Source organism: Vibrio sp. 11-4(1) (assembly GCF_013048625.1).
GTDB lineage: Bacteria > Pseudomonadota > Gammaproteobacteria > Enterobacterales > Vibrionaceae > Vibrio > Vibrio diabolicus.
The window spans coordinates 373,203-390,678 of the sequence record NZ_VHSY01000005.1; the positions used below are offsets into that span (position 1 = coordinate 373,203).

The 17,476-nt window shown below is 46.1% G+C and carries 16 protein-coding genes; 5 read left to right on the forward strand and 11 right to left on the reverse strand.

Going from position 1 to position 17,476, the window contains the following annotated elements; translation table 11 throughout:
- Positions 1-45: 45 nt before the first annotated feature.
- Positions 46-2,592, reverse strand: coding sequence for a glycosyl hydrolase family 18 protein (locus tag FKN16_RS12635; RefSeq protein ID WP_170902838.1), 2,547 nt, complete (start codon positions 2,590-2,592; stop codon positions 46-48).
- 369 nt (positions 2,593-2,961) lie between these two features.
- On the reverse strand, positions 2,962-3,465 hold the full coding sequence (locus FKN16_RS12640; RefSeq protein ID WP_104972159.1) for a DUF2850 domain-containing protein: 504 nt from the start codon (positions 3,463-3,465) through the stop codon (positions 2,962-2,964).
- Between the two features lie 326 nt (positions 3,466-3,791).
- On the opposite strand from FKN16_RS12640, the gene FKN16_RS12645 reads away from it, so the two are divergent.
- Positions 3,792-4,076, forward strand: coding sequence for a pyrimidine/purine nucleoside phosphorylase (locus FKN16_RS12645; RefSeq protein ID WP_047009740.1), 285 nt, complete (start codon positions 3,792-3,794; stop codon positions 4,074-4,076).
- A 131-nt stretch (positions 4,077-4,207) separates the two neighbouring features.
- Positions 4,208-4,489, forward strand: coding sequence for a hypothetical protein (locus FKN16_RS12650; RefSeq protein WP_104972160.1), 282 nt, complete (start codon positions 4,208-4,210; stop codon positions 4,487-4,489).
- A gap of 3 nt (positions 4,490-4,492) precedes the next feature.
- On the opposite strand, the gene FKN16_RS12655 is transcribed toward FKN16_RS12650, so the two are convergent.
- Positions 4,493-5,641: a GGDEF domain-containing protein gene (locus FKN16_RS12655; RefSeq protein ID WP_104972161.1), complete on the reverse strand. Its 1,149-nt coding sequence runs from the start codon at positions 5,639-5,641 to the stop codon at positions 4,493-4,495.
- Positions 5,642-6,174: 533 nt separating this feature from the next.
- Here FKN16_RS12655 and FKN16_RS12660 point away from each other — a divergent pair.
- Positions 6,175-7,515 (forward strand): MATE family efflux transporter, encoded by a 1,341-nt coding sequence (locus FKN16_RS12660; protein ID WP_104972162.1) that lies wholly within the window; start codon positions 6,175-6,177, stop codon positions 7,513-7,515.
- 97 nt (positions 7,516-7,612) lie between these two features.
- On the opposite strand, the gene FKN16_RS12665 is transcribed toward FKN16_RS12660, so the two are convergent.
- From FKN16_RS12665 to FKN16_RS12675, 3 genes are all read right to left on the reverse strand, one after another.
- Positions 7,613-9,292, reverse strand: a complete 1,680-nt coding sequence (locus FKN16_RS12665; RefSeq protein ID WP_104972163.1) for a pseudouridine synthase — start codon at positions 9,290-9,292, stop codon at positions 7,613-7,615.
- 117 nt (positions 9,293-9,409) lie between these two features.
- Entirely contained in the window at positions 9,410-10,030 is a 621-nt protein-coding gene (locus FKN16_RS12670) for a DsbA family protein (protein ID WP_006740943.1), read from the reverse strand.
- Positions 10,024-10,890 carry an MBL fold metallo-hydrolase gene (locus FKN16_RS12675; RefSeq protein WP_104972164.1) on the reverse strand — a complete coding sequence of 289 codons (867 nt, stop codon included), beginning with the start codon at positions 10,888-10,890 and terminating at the stop codon, positions 10,024-10,026. The genes FKN16_RS12670 and FKN16_RS12675 overlap by 7 nt, the downstream gene beginning before the upstream one ends.
- A gap of 126 nt (positions 10,891-11,016) precedes the next feature.
- Here FKN16_RS12675 and FKN16_RS12680 point away from each other — a divergent pair, with 126 nt between their 5' ends.
- Positions 11,017-11,904 (forward strand): LysR family transcriptional regulator, encoded by an 888-nt coding sequence (locus tag FKN16_RS12680; RefSeq protein ID WP_005391995.1) that lies wholly within the window; start codon positions 11,017-11,019, stop codon positions 11,902-11,904.
- Between the two features lie 95 nt (positions 11,905-11,999).
- The gene (locus FKN16_RS12685) at positions 12,000-12,803 is read left to right on the forward strand and encodes a Cof-type HAD-IIB family hydrolase (protein ID WP_046875603.1); all 804 of its coding nucleotides are present in this window, start codon (positions 12,000-12,002) and stop codon (positions 12,801-12,803) included.
- 110 nt (positions 12,804-12,913) lie between these two features.
- Here FKN16_RS12685 and FKN16_RS12690 read toward each other — a convergent pair whose 3' ends face one another.
- The 5 genes from FKN16_RS12690 to FKN16_RS12710 form a co-directional block, all read right to left on the reverse strand.
- Positions 12,914-13,303: a hypothetical protein gene (locus FKN16_RS12690; RefSeq protein ID WP_006740947.1), complete on the reverse strand. Its 390-nt coding sequence runs from the start codon at positions 13,301-13,303 to the stop codon at positions 12,914-12,916.
- Between the two features lie 24 nt (positions 13,304-13,327).
- Complete coding sequence (locus FKN16_RS12695; RefSeq protein ID WP_170902839.1) at positions 13,328-14,425, reverse strand: GGDEF domain-containing protein; 1,098 nt, start codon at positions 14,423-14,425, stop codon at positions 13,328-13,330.
- A 5-nt stretch (positions 14,426-14,430) separates the two neighbouring features.
- The gene (locus tag FKN16_RS12700) at positions 14,431-14,886 is read right to left on the reverse strand and encodes a hypothetical protein (protein ID WP_005391987.1); all 456 of its coding nucleotides are present in this window, start codon (positions 14,884-14,886) and stop codon (positions 14,431-14,433) included.
- A gap of 451 nt (positions 14,887-15,337) precedes the next feature.
- Entirely contained in the window at positions 15,338-16,177 is an 840-nt protein-coding gene (gene fghA, locus FKN16_RS12705) for an S-formylglutathione hydrolase (RefSeq protein WP_047009747.1), read from the reverse strand.
- Between the two features lie 61 nt (positions 16,178-16,238).
- Positions 16,239-17,387, reverse strand: coding sequence for an S-(hydroxymethyl)glutathione dehydrogenase/class III alcohol dehydrogenase (locus FKN16_RS12710; RefSeq protein ID WP_054866733.1), 1,149 nt, complete (start codon positions 17,385-17,387; stop codon positions 16,239-16,241).
- Between the last annotated feature and the right edge of the window lie 89 nt (positions 17,388-17,476).

Below are 17,476 nucleotides of genomic sequence, written 5' to 3' on the forward strand. Positions count from 1 at the left end.
CTGTCCTTTGATCGTTAACTTTACAGAAAGTCTGCAAGGTTGGGCTTAGTTACAGTTAGCTACGCCAACTTCTTTCCAAACGCCCCATTCGCCAGATTGGCTAGGATCGTCACCCTGAGTCCACCATTTCGCTTCCCAAGTTTTACCTGCATGAGTGACTTGGTTGCCGCCTGTGTACACTGCGCTTGCATCCCATGTGTTGTCACAGGTGCCTGGGTTTGGATCGGTTGTATGCTGTGCAACAACAACAGTTGCGCTTGCCGTTGAAGACGCTTTGCCGTCGCTCACACTTACGGTAAAGCTTAGGCTAGTGTCTTGCGGGTATTCAGCAGCAGTGAAAGTTACTTTAGAACCTTCAACCGTTGCGTTCAAACCTTGAGGCAGCGTCCAGTTGAAAGTAAGAGTATCGTTGTCTGCATCGCTAGAGGCTGACGCATCTACAACCACAACGTCACCAGCGTTTGCTGTTGCTGGAGCAACAACTTGCGCTACTGGCGCATTGTTCGCTGGGTCAACCACACCTGCTGGCTTCACAGTTACTACAACAAGGTCAGATGCCGTTGCACCTTCGTTGTCAGTCACTGTCAGCTTGAAAGTTAATTGCTCCTCAACAGTAACTTCTGCTGCATCAAAGCTTGCTTTCGCTGTGTCTGCGCCTGCTAGTACCACTGCTGTACCAGATACTTGTTCCCACGCGTAACTCGCGATAGTACCGTCAGAGTCTTTCGATAGGCTACCATCTAGAACCACACTTGCAGGGCCAGTTACAGATTGATCTGCGCCAGCAGCTGCGGTTGGTTTACGGTTTGGTTGAGGAACCACACCGCCAGCCATACCTTCGTGCATTGCGTTGAGAATGTCGCCGTTATCCGCGTCGATTTCCCAAGAGAATAGACCCGCAAGACCTAGAGACTTAGCGTAGCTACCTTTTGCTAGCACTGAGCGGTGGTCATCAAATGTGATCAACTCGCCCGTAGTGCGGTTCCATACCCATGGTGCTTCTGCTTGTGCATCATAGCCGTACTCGAAGCCGTTAATGCCAGTGTTGTTTGCACCTAGCATGAATGACTTAATGCCTTTGTAGTCAATTACGCCATCTTCCCAAACACCTTGCGCTGTACTGCCCTTCAGTTTACCTGTAGCAGTACCTGTCATTGGGTCATTTGGATCGGTTAGCGTATCTGGAGTTACGCCTTCCCAGCCACGACCGTACATTGCTGTACCAAGTACTAGCTTGTTCGCAGGAACGCCTTGAGCAAGAAGAAGCTGGATGCCGTTATCTGCTGTGTAAGCAGGACCTTTGTACGGTTCGCCGTTCTCATCTACGCCACTACCGTCACACTGACCAGGGCGCATGAATGAACCACAGTAAAGCGCAGTCTGGTGACCAGGAACGTTGTTCCAACCGCCATAGAAGTCGTAAGTCATCGCGAAGATGTAGTCCATGTATTGAACCGCATCTGCATAGTCTACGTCTTCAATCTTGTCGTAACCGACACCGATAGCTGACGTTAGCTCGTAAGTACGGCCTGTCTCAGCTTCTAATTCATCAAGCATTACGCGCAATTCGCGCATCAGTGCGATGTAAGCTGGGCCATCGTTTACAGGGTCGCCCTTATCCGCGGCTGCACCGCCACCACCAGGGAATTCCCAGTCGATATCAACACCGTCGTAGAATTTCCAAGTTTTCAGGAACTTCTTAACCGATGCGACGAATGTGTCTCGGTTTTTCTTGTCTACGAAATCGAAGAATGGGTCAGACAGTGTCCAGCCACCGATAGATGGGATGATTTTTAGATCAGGGTTACGTTGTTTCAATGCCATTAGCATTGCGTAGTTACCCTTGATAGGTGTGCTGTATTCATGACCAGCTTGTGGGAAGCTCTTCTGATAAGCGGCCCAAGGGTCGTGGATCACGACTTCGTAGTCAGGCACGCCTGTACAAGCGGTTTGTAGTGCATTGAAGCTGTTGCCGCCAACAGACTTCACAGACTCATTTGGGCCACAAATTGGGATAAAACCGTAAAGGATGTGAGTCAAGTTGTCGACTGGCATGTTATCGACCGTGTAGTCACGACCATAGATGCCCCACTCAACAAAATACGTACCCATCACGACGCTTGGATCGGTATTGTACGTTTTGTTGTTTGGATCAACATTCATCGTCAGTGGCTTCAAGTGAGAACCATCGGTATCTGCAATCGTGATTTCAGCTGGTGCGCTTTTCGCACAACCTGTCGCATCACACGCCTCGATTTCCATTTGGTATAGGCCGCCCTGACCATATTCAAATGTCGCTGTTGTTTGGCTACCAGTGATTGGGCCGGTTGCTACTTTTGCACCATCAAAATAGACGTTGTAAGTATCACCTGGCGTGCCACTCCACTGGTTAAACTTAACAGTGATCTTCGCTTGCTCATGGTATTTCACCATGTCGTAGTAGCCTGACGTGGTTTCCATCGCGAGTTCAATTTTAGAAAACTGAAGGTTGTTGGAACCGTACATATCGATACTTGGTGCGGTTGGAGCCGCAACTGCAGCACCTGATAGTGCTAAAGCAACGCCAGCTGCACATAGGTTAAATCGAATCATAACTTCTCTCTCAATCCTTGGATTCATGTTCTACCTAGAACATAGGCTGCTCTTGCACCAGATAAGATGATTGGATTTACTCCATGTGCAAAAGCATCACACTCAGCATTTCAGAGAGTTTTTTTTCGTCAAAAAAAATTAAGACGGTTTTCGAGGCACTTGAGAGAACTTAACTAAAACTCGCACTCTGTTACACAGAAAGTGTCAGACTGAGTCAATAATTTATAAAATCTCAGCAGAAACTAAAATTATTGTTTACTCAGTAGCGAGTGTGATAAATGCGATGAATACCTTATTTCATTGTTTATTAAGGTTTTGTTTCATCGAAATATAAAGAGAATTGAAAGGAGAAATAGCCGTGAAGACGTGCTAGTCACGGCTGAAATGTTCACTTAATGCAGCGCGACGTTTTGAAGCCGCTCCGGTTTCTGAGCCTTGAACGGTATGCTCAAATCCCTTACGGATGAATCGTTGGTCTGGAATAAGAGGCTCAATACGGCGAATCTGAGGTGAAAGGTGAGAGCCCGAGATCTGGTACGCGGTTTTTCCTAATCCGGTGTTCAACGTGATGACCTTTCCATCGAATTCAAATTCTGTCGTGATGAGTCGATGGTTTCGATATACCCCATCCTCCGTGAAAGTCAGACGTTCTGTTTGGTAGGGTGGCGCGCCGATCTCAATCCACTCGCCGTAGACTTTTTCTGGGTCAATATGGTCTTGATAGGATAGGTGGATTTGATAGCTGAAAAACGTCAAAAGACCCACCCCAAAAACGGCAAATGTGCTTTTGAGGACTTTGGATTGGTGGCGAGCCCAAAATGAAAGTTTTGGTTCCTGTCTTGTTTTCCGCCTTCGGCGAGCTGAGTCCGTCATTGGTCTACTTTTCTTCCCTTTTTTAATATGGTGGAAACCTTCCTTCTCAAAAACAAACAATCCCGCCATTAAGACTAAGAAATTATGATCTAATGTCCACTTTTACATTCGGATACACTCTTATTGATGGTTTTATTGTTTGCTAGCGTTAACTAATTCATCGACTTTATCTCACTAATTACGTCGTCTGGTTAAGCCTAGAAAAAGGTGGCCTCGCTCAGTAGCAAAGGATGTGCTTTATAACGTTGAGCTTAATGACTTTCAGAGCTTGAGTAACAGGAAGAAACAAGGTAAAAAAGAGCGGACTTTTGATAAGGAAACCAATAATGAGTATTAAGGAAAATAGCTATTTTGCAGGTAGTGTAAAATCACTAGGCTTTAACCAGAATGATCAGGACGTTAGCGTTGGAGTAATGCTTCCTGGTGAATACACGTTCGGCACTCAAGCGCCTGAGCGTATGACGGTTGTAAAAGGTGCGCTTGTGGTCAAGCGTGTCGGCGAAAGTGATTGGACGACTTACCAAAGTGGTGAGTTTTTTGAAGTGGAAGGGAACTCTTCATTTGAGCTTCATGTGAAAGACGCGACCGCGTATTTATGTGAGTACTTCTAGCGCTCATTTGTTGCTCGTCATAAAACCACCTTCGGGTGGTTTTTTCGTCTATGTGCTTCACTTATAACGCATCTTTTGGTTATTTGGGTATATACTTAATAAAAATGTACCCATCGACCAGGGAGGAAGTGATGGCAGTACAACGCAAGCATTCTGATCTCCCTCCTCGTTACGAGGACAAAGATCTCACCAATGAGCAAAGACATCGTTTTACCGAGGTCGCCAATGCAGCCCATAAGAGACGTGAATTCTATCGACGTGCTCTAGGGAAAGGCTTAATAGGCAAAGTGAAGGATCGTGCGTTTAAAGGCCAATTCAGTCGCCAGCAAGATAAGCCGAGCAGAGTGTTGCAAGCTGTGTGGCTAATCGTATTTCTGGTGCTGGGGCTATGGGTGATGCATGTATTCGCTTAACCGTTAGCAAGCTTCTGACACAGCCGGCGTTTCAGAGGCTGACTTCTCTTCGGTATTGCAGTGCTCGTAATACGCGTATTGGTTTTTCCCTGTGTGTTTAGCCGCATACATTGCTTTATCTGCGCACCGAGTCAATTCAGATAAATCCTTCGCATCTTGTTTGTAGATAGCAGCGCCCACACTCATCGTTAACTCGTTAATCATATCGTAGCTTCGGTAGCCTTTTGGGAATAGATTCACAATACGCTTCAAAATGCTGTCTAGGTCATCTTTACTGTTTATGTCGTACAGCATGAGCACAAACTCGTCGCCCGCAAATCGAGCGATGGAGTAGTCGTGTTTGTCTGTTTTTCTGTCTTTATGGCGAACATTGTTTTTTAATCGAGTTGCAAAAGCTTGAAGCACTTGGTCACCAATATCGTGCCCGTAGGTATCGTTAATGTGTTTGAAGTTATCAATATCTAGGAAGACCAGAGCAGTGATACTGTCATCAGATGAATGGTTGATCTCATCGAGCTTTGCACGAGCCCAAGTTTCAAAGCTCCAGCGGTTGGCAAGCCCTGTGAGTTGGTCAAAATACGCCAACTCTTCAATCCCTTCACGATAAAGTGCTTGAATGTAGTTGAGGACTTTTGTGTAGTAGTACGAGAATGTGTGACATACAAATGCAGTCGCTATCAAGGTCAGCATAAATCGTCGTTCTATGATGTCACTGGCTGTTGGTAGCCGATCTAAAAAAACGACGCCAAAAAAGATCAGTAAGATATAGGTGCCACTAAACAGCAGACCGACTTTAAACTCATTGATCAGCACCAGAGTGGCGACAATGGGGTATAGCCATAGCAGTTTGCCTGAGGGGGCATCGTTATACAGAAGTAGCAATAACCCTTCGAACATCAAGACTGCACTCAGCCATAGGTCGGCATATTGATGATGTCGTTGGACCTTTATTACATAACTGATACCTAAACAGGCTAAGGCACACAGAGCATGGAAAAAGCTTAATCCCCAATTATCCTCAAACAATTGAGCAATGGAGCCATAAGTTAAACATGCCGCGGCGATACTGGAGCATAAAAAGACAATTTTCTTTTTTCTTGTTGAGCGGATATCCGCCATTTCCTCTAAGCGTGCTCCAGCCAATGTCGACATTACGTATCCTTGCTTAATTAACGTGTACGCTTATTCTAGGCGGTATTTTAGCGATAAATAGAACAACAAAGTTTCCAAATGTGATGTCAGTCATTTTTAGTATGGGCCTAGAAGTGTGGTTTGGTGAGAGTGCTCAAAGCACAACAAAGGCTTATAAAGTTTTCCATGGCGGATCTTTATGGTTTCAGATGGTTCGATTAATAATTCAAAGTAATGCATTTCCACCGCTGTATTTGCAGGATCTATCCTGACTCAACTCTGTTGGGACTAGCATGAACTGCGCCTTCTACCTATTGAGCTCATTGTTCGTCAATCGATGATCTCTAAGCTCCGTCAATGAGTTTTTCGTTGTGAAAAAGCATTAGAAATATTTTTCCGAAACAGAGCGAAATATTGTTGTCGTTGTGACCAATATGCGACTAGAATCCGCGCTAAATCACGACCTCATCTCGAGCTTCGTTCTAGTTACTCTTTTTCCAAACTGCTTCACACATTTTGTGAGGCAGTTTTTAGTTGTAGGAAAGGTTAAAAACATGCCTAAAAGCCAAAACATCAACCAACGAATGTCCATCGTGGCATTGGCTTGGCCGATTCTTGTCGAAATTTTGCTACGGACGGCTTTAGGAACCAGTGACGTGTTCATGCTGAGTGGCTACTCAGACAAAGCGGTATCCGCTGTTGGTGTGATCACGCAGATTACCTTTTTCTTAATCATCGTTTCGACGTTTGTCAGCAGCGGAACGGGGATTTTGATTGCCCAATACAATGGCGCAGGGCGCGAGCAAGAGTCTGTGAGCGTCGGCGTTGCAAGTATTGCGCTGTCTGTGATCATCGGTGTGCTATTGAGTGTGATTGCTGTGCTTGGCGCGATATTCCTGCTCCCGTATTACGGTTTGGAGGCACAAGTCGAGCAATACGCACGTGAATATCTGCTGATCAGCGGTGCGATGACGTTTAACGTTACGATTGGCGTTGTTTTTACGACCATTCTACGTAGCCATGGCTATTCACGTTCTCCAATGGTGGTGAACTTGATCTCGGGTGTGTTCAACATCATTGGTAACTATATTGCGCTTTACCAGCCATTTGGTTTGCCTGTGTATGGTGTGCAAGGTGTAGCAATAGCAACCGTCGTCAGCCAAGTCATCGGTACGTTAATGTTATGGTTTATTCTCGCACGCAGTAGCATTGAACTACCAATGTCGACCATGAAACAAGTACCCGCAGAGATTTATAAAAAAATCTTAAAAATCGGCGGTATGAACGCGGGTGAAGTGCTGTCTTACAACGTGGCGCAAATCTGCATTGTGTACTTTGTGGTGCAAATGGGGACGGCATCGTTGGCGGCTTTCACTTATGCACAAAACATAGCCCGTTTCTCGTTTGCTTTCGCATTGGCAATTGGTCAGGCAGCGCAAATCCAGACTGGTTACTACATCGGTAAAGGTTGGGTGAGCAGCATTTTAAAACGCGTACAAATCTACTTCTTAGTGGGATTTGTGGCATCAACGGCGGCAACCACACTGATTTACCTGTTTAGAGAAGATATTCTGCGCGTATTTACCGATCAACCGGAAATACTCACATTGGCAGGCTCGTTAGTCATGGGCTCAATTTTGCTCGAAGCCGGACGTGTGTTTAACCTGATTTTTATCGCGGGGCTCAAAGGCGCGGGTGACATCAAGTTTCCAGTGCAAATGGGGATTTTGAGTATGTGGGGACTAGGCGTGCTTTTCTCTTACATCTTTGGCATCCACTTGGGTTATGGCGTTTTAGGAGCTTGGATGGCAATCGCACTCGATGAATGGGTGCGTGGTATCATCATGGCAAGACGTTGGCGCTCTCAGGTGTGGAGCAAGTTTAAGGTGAGCTAACGGTTTGCTTTATCACGCATCACGCTTATTCTGTTGTTAGAAACCAAAAAAGGCACTGATAGTCAGTGCCTTTTTGTTATTTAAAATCTGGAAGAAGTTAGAATTCGCACTCAGCTCTGAACACCATGCGCTCTTTGCTGTATGGATGATCCAGCTCTAGCATCTCAGCATGCAGGTGTAAGCGATTCGCTTTTTCGCCGTATAAACCATCACCAACCATCGGCATGTTTAACCCCATGTGATGAGCACTGTGTACACGTAGTTGGTGAGTTCGCCCGGTTTTCGGATACATGTATACCTTGCTGCGTCCATCTTTGACATCAATCAGTTGCCAGTAGGTTTCTGCATGTTTCCCGTGTTCAAAACACACCAGTTGACGTGGGCGGTCGTCTGGGTCGCCACGCATTGGCAGTGAAATTTCCCCTTCCGGCTCGTTTAATACGCCTTCGAGCAGTGCCATATAACGTTTTTGTACGCCGCGAGCCATAAACTGTTTTTGCAGACTTTTGTTCGCGCGTTTAGTTAAGGCAAACACCAAAATGCCAGAGGTCGCCATGTCGAGGCGATGAATCACAAACGGCCCTTCCACATCAGGGAACATCGCTTGTAGGCGCGTATAAGCAGAGTCTTTGATGGTTTTACCCGGCACTGAAAGTAAGCCCGAGGGCTTGTTGACGACGACCATAGCGTCGTCTTGGTAGATTATCTCTAGCTCTTTGTCTTCTGCCCAATTCTCCGCCAATGGGTTAGGTTCGACATCCAGCCCTTGCATCATATGGCCTAAAATCGGCTGACATTTGCTGTTGCACGATGGGTAGAATTTTTTGTGTTGGCGAACCTCAGACTTTGGCGAAACACCCCACCAAAATTCTGCCAGCGCCAGCGGTTTGAATCTGTGTTTAAATGCGTATTGGAGCAGTTTTGGCGCAGCACATTCCCCCGCACCTGCTGGTGGGGTTGGGTTTGTGGTGTCCGCAAAAATGTCCACCAAGTCGCGTGTTTCGCCATGGCTGTTTAGGAAGCGGTATTGTTTATGCAGTTTGTGCTGTAAAGCGTTGGAGAGTGTCTTGCGCTGCTCTTTCAGGTGAGCAAGTTGCTGCTCTAACTCGGCCAAGCGCGCTTCTTTGATTGCAAGCTTTTCATCCCACGCTTGCTTTAAGTATTTGAGAGCGTTTTTCTCGGCGACACTTTGTTTACCCAACTCATCCAACAAGATTTTGAGGTCATCGGCATTGAGAGTTTGCTCGCCCTGTTGGCGCTGTCGTTTGCGTGCGGCGCGGCCGTCTATCATCACTTGGCGCTGTGTTTGCTCTTCTTGCTGATAAGCGGCTCGGTCGGCTTGGATTTGCGCTTTAAGATCCGCTAATTCCGGATTCGCAGCACAGGTTTTGTACTCCGCATTGGCGGCGTTGATGGCATCCGTTTCTGCGCGGAAGAAGCCTTCATCGGTCAGCATGTCGTACACAGGAGGGACAAATCCTGGAATCAAGTTTTGGTCAGCAATTTTGCCAGAAAATGCACTTAAAAAGCCGAGCTCGCCTTGAGGGCTTTCTACCAGCAATACGCCAAACATTTTGCCTCGCCCCGTTTCTTCATTAACCAAACCAAAATCGTGTTCGAAGTCGGTTTGCGCTAATAAGTGCTGTTGCAATTGCTTTGCGGCCAAAACGCAAAGAGGATGCGGCGTGTAGTAGAACGGAAACGTAAACTGCGTTGGTAATTCATAGTCAGAAGTATCAGCAGTAAAACGTGTAAAACAATGTTCAGGCGAGTGCATGGTGGGTATCCGCGCGAGTAAAAATTCGAGCGAGGATTGTACCTGTTTGAGTCAGGATTGCCATGTCGGTGTTGGCACTCGCTCTTGGCTTAAGAACAAGAGCGAGTGGGGAAGAGCTTATTGCAGTTTTCGTAATGCAAGCTTCCACTGTGCCGGTTTGTCGTAGTAGGTCGAGTGCGGCAAGGTCAAGTACTCGCCATTTACTTCTGCAATCAGGGTTGGATAACCACCAACGTGTAACTGGCGCATCAACTGTCGGCTGGAGCGAATTCTTTCGTTTAGCTCGGCTTCGCTTAACGTCATGTTTTGCTCCCACGCATCGTTTGCTAAGCCTAGCGATTCTGCAATGGCTTTGAGCGTCGATGCTTCATTCACTTTTAACCCGAGCTGATAATGCGCGGATTGGATGGCCTTTAGCATGTGCCATGGATTCAGCCCCATTTTCTCCGCACTCAAGATCGCTTGTGTGGGTAGATAAGAATCAAGAACAAACGCATCTTCGCTTTTCACGCGTTGCAGATATGCTTCACCAAACGTTGCTCCGGTTTCGGTTGCGATACGAGCGTCACTGTTGATGATGTGCTGACGAAATTCAGATTCAATCGCGCGTTTCTCAATCATACCGCCGGGATGAAGCTCTACCTTAAATTGAGAGGTGTCCATCAAGGCTTCGATGAGTGGTGATGCCCCGTAGCACCAACCACACATGGGATCGAAGAAGTAATGCACGGTTACCATGACATTTCACCAGTATGCACTTTCGCACCGATTTCTAGCGCGATTGGCAATTGAGCTTCTGGGTATTTCGCTGACATGGTGTCAATGAGTTGAGCACTGTTATTGCTGTGTTTTTTCGCTTGCTGAAAATCCTGTAAGTATTGTTGCGAGTAGCGAATGGTGTCTGCGTTCAGCTTTGTGCCTGCTTTCATGTGACCAGGAATGACCACTTGAGGTTTAAGCGCAAGCATCTCGCTAAGCTGCTGCTCCCAAGCATTGATAGCGGTTTGGTCAGCGGCATCTGCCATCCATAAATGCACGTTTGAGTACACGGCTACGTTACCTAGAATCGCTTTGTTATCTGGAATCCATAGGTAAGGGCGGTGTGCTGATGTGCCATGGTTACCACGGATTTCAATCTTATGACCTTCTAGCTCCAATGATGCTTTATCGTATGCGACAGGGATCACTGGTTTTACCGGTGCGTTTGCGCCAAGCTTTGGTCCCCAGTACGCCAGCTTTCCAGCCAGTTTCTCTTTAATAATTTTTTGAACCGCAGGCGTTGCGATGATCTGCGCATCAGGGAACTGTTGGTGTAGGGCCTCTGCGCCAAAGTAGTAGTCTGGGTCCGCTTGGCTGATAAAAATGGTTTTAAGCGTTTTGCCTGAGTCCAACACTTTAGCGGCAATGCGCATCGCGTCAGCTTTGGTGAAGCCAGTGTCGATGACCATGGCGTCAGTCTCACCGTATACCAAGGTTGAGTTAACGTGGAAGCTGTTACCGTCGGCGTTGTAAACCTCAAGAGTAAGGGGAGAGTGGTTTGCCGCTAGGACAGGGCTTGCCATTAAAATGGATGTAGCAATCAAAGTGAATTTTTTCATAATAAGCTCCTAAAGAATTTGGGGCCAAGCGACGATGGCTTGGGAACGGGAGCTATATTAGGAAATTGATACGCTCGGAAAAATACACAATAATGTGCATCACTATTTCTTATTTCGAGCAAATATATGGACAGAGTAACGGCAGCAAAAGTATTTGTGGATGTGGTGTATTCTGGCAGTTTTACCGCGACCGCAGAGCGGTTAGACATGTCTCGGCCAATGGTGACTCGTTATGTAGAGGCGATGGAGAACTGGTTGCAAACTCGTTTGTTGCACCGCACCACGCGCAAGGTGTCGCTCACCACCGCAGGGGAACGCAGCTTGCCTCAGATTGAGCGTTGGTTAAAACAGGCCGATACGTTGACGTCGAACATTGCCGTTGATGGTGAGCTGTCCGGAAAAATCCGTCTCGCGTCTAGCACTTCATTTGGGTTCTCACAGTTGATCCCAGCAGTAAACAGTTTTATGCAAAAGCACCCCAAAGTGCATATCGACATAGATCTGCAAGATTCAGTGAGTGATCTAACCGAGCAACGCATCGATCTGGCAATCCGAATTGCGTCAGATCCCGATCCTTCTTTGATTGGTAAGCCGATTGCGGTGTGTGAATCGGTGTTGGTGGCATCGCCGCAATACTTGCAAACTCATCGCGCGATCGCGCATCCGCGAGATTTATCTTCACACGACTGTTTGGGTTACAAAAACTTTGAGCGTCACGTGTGGCATTTGTCTCAGGGCGACCAGTTCGAATCGGTGGGAATTGAGTGTCGCCTAACCAGCAATGAGGCCACGGCGTTATTGCATGGCGCTTTGCAAGGCATGGGTATTTCGATGCTGCCAACCTATTTGAGCAATATCTATCTGCAATCGGGTCAGCTTGAGTCAGTGTTGCCGGATTGGAAGCCAAATGATCTCAACATTTACGCGCTTTATTCATCGCGTAAGCACTTGTCTCCTGCGGTGAGAGCCTTCATCGATCACAGTGAAGATTACTTTAAACAGCACCCTTGGTAATCGCGAAAGGCGTCGTCATCCCGACTTGAGATTCATACAAGATCCTGTACCTTACATGGATTATATTTTCGCAGCGTCATTTAGAGTTTTAGTTAATGTCACAAGTTCGCATCAAATTTATTGCTTCCGATATGGACGGCACTTTGCTTGACCAATACGGTCGTTTGGATCCAGAGTTTTTCGATCTGTTTTTGCAATTGGAAGAGCAAGGTATTTTGTTCTCCGCTGCGTCTGGTCGTCAGTATTACAGCCTGCGTGACACGTTCGCGCCAATCAAAGATCGAGTGTTGTATGTGGCCGAAAACGGCACCTTGGTGATGTACCAAGACAAAGAGCTCTACAGTTGCACCATTCCTAAAGCGGAAGTGGCGGAGATTGTGAAAGCGGCTCGTGAAATTGACGGGGCGAACATCGTATTGTGTGGCAAGCGCTCGGCGTACATCGAAACGCATGATCAGCAATCGCTGGAAGAATTTCAAAAGTACTACCACCGCTGTGAATACGTGCCGGATTTGCTTGAGGTCGAAGACGAGTTTATTAAGGTGGCAATTTGTCACTTTGACGGTTCGGAAGAGCTCCTGTTCCCGACCATGAACGCGAAGTTTGGCGCAACGCATAAAGTTGTGGTGAGCGCAAAAATTTGGCTGGATGTGATGAATGCCGAGGCGTCTAAAGGCGCGGCCATTCAGCACCTTCAAGAGACGATGAATTTTACTCCGGCAGAAACCATGACGTTTGGTGATTACCTCAACGACCTCGAAATGCTGCAAGTCAGTGAGCATTCGTACGCGGTTGCTAACGCGCATGAAGAGATTAAGAAAATCGCTCGTTATTCTGCGCCAAGCAACCAAGAGGCTGGGGTACTAAAAGTGATTAAAGAGAAAGTGTTAGCGAAGTAACGCTCATCCTTTCGATGTTCTTTTCTTGTTAACGTAAAAAGCCCCGCAGTGCATGCGGGGCTTTGTTTTTTTGTGTGTGTGGTGGGAGGGGGTAGTAATGTTCCCGTTTTTTAGCGCACGTACTTAGCGGTTGCGCTGACCAAAAAGTGCTGCAACTTTCCATTCGATTTTGGTACCCACAAGTCGTTGTGGTATTGGTAGATACGGCCATTGACGGTCACAGACAAGGTGTTATCACCCGTTTGTTCCATGCGAATAAACTGATCCGAAGTGACCAAAAACGGCTCTTGCTCTTCAATGCTCTGGCCAGTTGCCAATACGAAGTAGCCGAATCGGTTGCCAGCATCCGGATCGGTTGAGTAGATTCGATGCCCAACGAGGCTGTAGTCGTCGTTGAGTGCCTGCTCAAGCGTTTTTTGCCCGATGGTTTCGTGCGATGGAATAAATACCCAAGCCAACACACCTGCCGCAATGACTGCCAGTAGAAGCAGTATTTGCATGAACTTTCTCATCATAAATACCGTTTAACGTTGAAATTTCATTTTGTACATGCGCTTATCCGCTATGCTGATAAGAAAGTCAACATTGTTACTGTCTTTTGGGTATTGCGCTAAGCCCATGCTGGTTGATAGTGTTGCGACGTTGTCGGAATTTAGTATTGGCGCATCAAATACCGCATTGATATGCTCACGAACGCCTTCTTCATCAACATGCTCCCCTTCGAGGATGACGGCGAACTCATCGCCTCCCATGCGATAGACGGTAAAATCATTCAACGCCATAGATTTAAGCCGTCTAGCAATTTCACGCAGTACGGTGTCTCCCACTTGGTGACCGTGTGTATCGTTGACACTTTTAAAACCATTTAAATCTAAAATCCACAGAGAAAAAGGCCTTTTCTCTTGAGTGAGCTCATTTAGGTTGATAAATAGCGCATTGCGATTTCCAAGATGAGTCAGTGGGTCGCTGAGCGCCAGTTTTCTATGGAAATGGGATTCACGATAAAAGAAATAAGTCAGAGACAGGATCGACAAAACGAATGTAGCAAACAGCATATACTGCGCTTGCATTAACCGTTGCGTTTCTCCTTTCTGTGCCTCATAGACTTTGCTGCTTAGGCGAAAGTTCTGATTAACGAAATCGACCAAGCTTAAGTACAGTGTTTGAGTGGATCGATAAAATTGAGCCGCAGCTTGGCTATCGCCAGTTCTTGCTTCAACTAATTGCGCTTCCAGCCCCTGAAATTCCTCAAAAAGATCAATGAAATACTGATGCATATTATTTCGAGAGAAAAAAGTGTAGGCTTCATTACTACTAATTAATAAATCGAATCTACTCCAGGCCAATTCATATTGCAGCTCTGCACCTTCGATATTTAATACATTTTCATCGACTCGTCTCGCTTCTCCGACAAGCTCCGAAAGCTCTTTAGAGAGTTGGAATAAAAACCAGGTTGCTTGTTTTTGCTCATTATTAAAGTTTTGTGACAGTGCGCGTGTCTGCTGCAGAAGCAATACATTTGCGAGAAGCAAAGAAGTGGCAAACACCACAAGCAACATTTTACTGGTTGTAGAGTATTGTGGTGCTCTCTGCTTTTGATAGATGGGTTCTGATAACTTCATTCTTATTATTTTGCTTTCATCTCATTTACTTGCCAGACCATTTGCGCATGATATTTATTGTAGTTGAGCTCAGGATAGAGACTAAGAGAGTATATTACCCAAAATGGCCCCTTATTCCTGACTTTTATATAGTGTTGATCTTGTTGGTAAGCCAGTATTGGTTGGTATCTAAGAATGTCTTGTCGAGACAGTGTCGAGTGATAGTCATTCAAGCTACTGACATCAACTTGTTCTGGCACTTTGCCATAGACGTGGGTGAGGAGCGTGCTAAGTTTGACCCCAAGAAATTCAGAAGAAGCAGGGATCCAAGGCAGCGTGGTTGTGTAGCTGGTGGTTGGTAAAGATTGAATCTCTTCCAGTTTTAATGTGACACTAGGTTGTTGGCTACTGCTAAATACGATCGTACTTGCAGATAAGAATGGCGCAACAAAAAACAGACCTAGCGCGACTATCTTTTTCATCATATGCCCTTTGAGTTTTATTCTTTTTGCTGAGCTAGGACAAAGGTGCTAGCGGTACTTTATTTGTAATTGTAATAATAGAGCCAACCGGATGAGATTTTATAATATGTTATGTTTGAAAAGTAACTGTCGGTTTACTGTACGTCAAGGTTATTAAGTGACTTCTTAATTAAAAGGTCAGAAATATGCATTATTATTTCGCTCTATAACGAATTCGTGTCAGTTCGCAGATTTTTAATGGAAATTAATCCTATTTTCAACCGATGAATTGTATTGTGAATGAGAATTAGAAGGGTTAATGATTGAGGTACAAGCAAATCCGATTTCATCCTTACATTGTTCTCTATCTTTATTCCAATGTTATTTAAGATTGGTATGTTAATACGCACCAAAAATAAAGCCACCTAGGTAGGTGACTTTATTTTTTAATTCATCAAGTTACTTCTATGAATTAGGCAAACAAATACTTCGCATGGAAGTTGAGATGATCGTCAATAAAGCTTGAGATGAAATAATAGCTATGGTCGTAACCAGATTGCATTCTTAAGTTCAGGTTTGAATCATGCACTTTTGCTGCAGCAACCAGCGCTTCTGGCCTAAGTTGCTCGTTAAGGAAGCCATCAGCATCACCTTGATCAACCAAAATAGGAAGTGGTGATGGTTTTTGCTTGAGAAGCTCACTTGCATCGTATTGCTTCCAGCTTTCAATATCTTTGCCCAAGTAAGCAGTAAAGGCTTTTTGTCCCCAAGGGCATTGGACTGGGTTACAGATAGGGCTAAACGCCGATATTGAGCGATATTGTTCTGCGTTTTTCAGACCAATGGTTAATGCTCCGTGACCTCCCATGCTGTGCCCAGAAATGGATTTTACTTCTGAGACAGGGAAATTGCTTTCAATGATCTCTGGTAACTCTTTAGTCACGTAATCGTACATGAAGTAATGCAGTGACCAAGGTGCTTGAGTCGCATTAAGGTAAAAGCCAGCTCCTTTACCCAGGTCATAGTTTTCATCGTCAGCGATACCTTCGCCTCTTGGGCTCGTGTCTGGTGCAATGATCGCAATGCCAAGCTCGGCCGCCATACGAAATGCGCCCGCTTTCTGCATAAAGTTTTCATCGGTGCAGGTTAAGCCCGACAACCAGTACAAAGCGGGTACGGGGTTCGATTTAGTGGCATTCGGTGGTAAGAAAATCGCAAAGCGCATCGTGCAGTTTAGGGCTTTGGATTCGTGTGTATATTGTTTGTGCCAACCGCCAAACACTTTGGCCTGGCTTACATTTTCAATGGTCATGAATAAACTCTCTAACAACAGAATGAATTCAGGCTCCCCAAAAGGAGAGCCTGAGGTAGCATTATTGATCCATATGAATAACAGTACGGATGCTCTTACCTTCGTGCATCAGATCAAACGCTTTGTTTACGTCAGCCAATCCCATTGTATGAGTAATGAACTCTTGCAAGCCAAACTCACCAGCCATGTAACGGTTTACGATTTCTGGAAGCTCAGAGCGGCCTTTAACACCACCGAAAGCCGAGCCACGCCATACACGACCAGTTACTAGCTGGAATGGACGAGTTGAGATCTCCTGACCTGCACCCGCAACACCGATGATCACCGACTCACCCCAACCTTTGTGACAACACTCAAGTGCCTGACGCATCACGTTTACGTTACCGATACATTCGAATGAGTAGTCAACACCACCGTCAGTCATTTCAACAATCACTTCTTGGATAGGCTTGTCGAATTTCTGTGGGTTAATCACATCGGTTGCGCCTAGCTGTTTTGCAAGATCGAATTTGCTTTCGTTGATATCGATACCGATGATGCGGCTTGCACCTGCCATGCGCGCACCGATGATCGCTGAAAGACCGATGCCGCCCAGGCCAAAGATCGCAACCGTGTCGCCTTTTTCAACTTTTGCCGTATTCATAACTGCGCCCATACCGGTTGTTACGCCACAACCTAACAGACACACTTCTTCAAGTGGTGCATCTTTGTTTACTTTCGCTAGCGAGATTTCAGGGAGTACCGTGTACTCAGAGAAAGTAGAACAACCCATGTAGTGGAAGATGGTTTCACCGTTGATAGAAAAACGGCTTGTACCATCGGGCATCAGACCTTTACCTTGTGTTTCACGCACTGCCTGACAAAGGTTGGTTTTGCCCGATTTACAGAACTTACACTCGCCACATTCTGCGGTGTAAAGAGGAATCACGTGGTCGCCAACCTCAACGCTGGTAACGCCTTCGCCAACCATTTCAACAATACCGCCACCTTCGTGACCAAGAATCGAAGGGAAGATGCCTTCTGGATCGTCGCCTGACAGAGTGAACGCATCAGTATGACAAACACCTGTTGCGACGATGCGCACTAGCACTTCACCCGCTTTAGGAAGCTGTACATCCACTTCTTCCATTTTCAGTGGTTCGCCAGCGGCCCATGCAACCATTGCCTTGGATTTGATGTGAGTTTGACCAGGTTTGATTTCAACAGTCATTGGATTTTCCTTTATATTCTCAGTATATGGAGTGACGTAATAAGCGTAGTTAAGGTTTGCTTACTGCGCTGCGTCGTTTTGTTGGTATC